At 51.8% G+C, this 523-nt stretch carries 1 protein-coding gene; it reads left to right on the plus strand.

Translation table 11 applies throughout. The features are described 5' to 3' along the window. On the plus strand, nucleotides 1–523 hold a 523-nt coding region (locus LI015_RS28025; protein WP_227126784.1), incomplete at both ends, for a transposase.

Consider the following 523-nt stretch of genomic DNA (forward strand, 5'->3'; position numbering starts at 1 on the left):
AAACGGATTCATGATTACCGTTTACAAGAAGTCCAGGACATTCCCTTACTGGGAAAACAAGTAATCCTGCTCCTTCGCAAACGCCGCTACCTCTGCCCATACTGCCGCAAACGGTTCACGGAATCCTATTCGTTCCTCCCCAGCTACCACCGCAGGACCCGCAGACTGGCATTTTACATTGTCTCCCTGCTCCGGCAGACCTTTTCCTTAAAACAGATCGCAGAGCTTACCGGTGTTTCCGTCCAGACGGTCTGCCGCCTTCTGGACACGATTTGCTATCCTCCGCCTGACCAGCTTCCACAAGCGCTTTCCATTGACGAATTCAAAGGCAATGCTTCTACCGGTAAATATCAGTGCATTCTGGTTGATCCGAAAAAGCGCCGGATCCTCGACATTCTCCCGGATCGGACACAGAGCCATCTGGCTGATTATTGGCGGAACATTCCCAGGAAAGAACGCCTGAAGGTTAAGTTCTTCGTCTGCGATATGTGGCGCCCCTACACCGAACTTGCACAGACCTTCT

This window comes from Enterocloster sp. 210928-DFI.2.20 (assembly GCF_020554465.1).
Lineage (GTDB): Bacteria > Bacillota > Clostridia > Lachnospirales > Lachnospiraceae > Enterocloster > Enterocloster bolteae.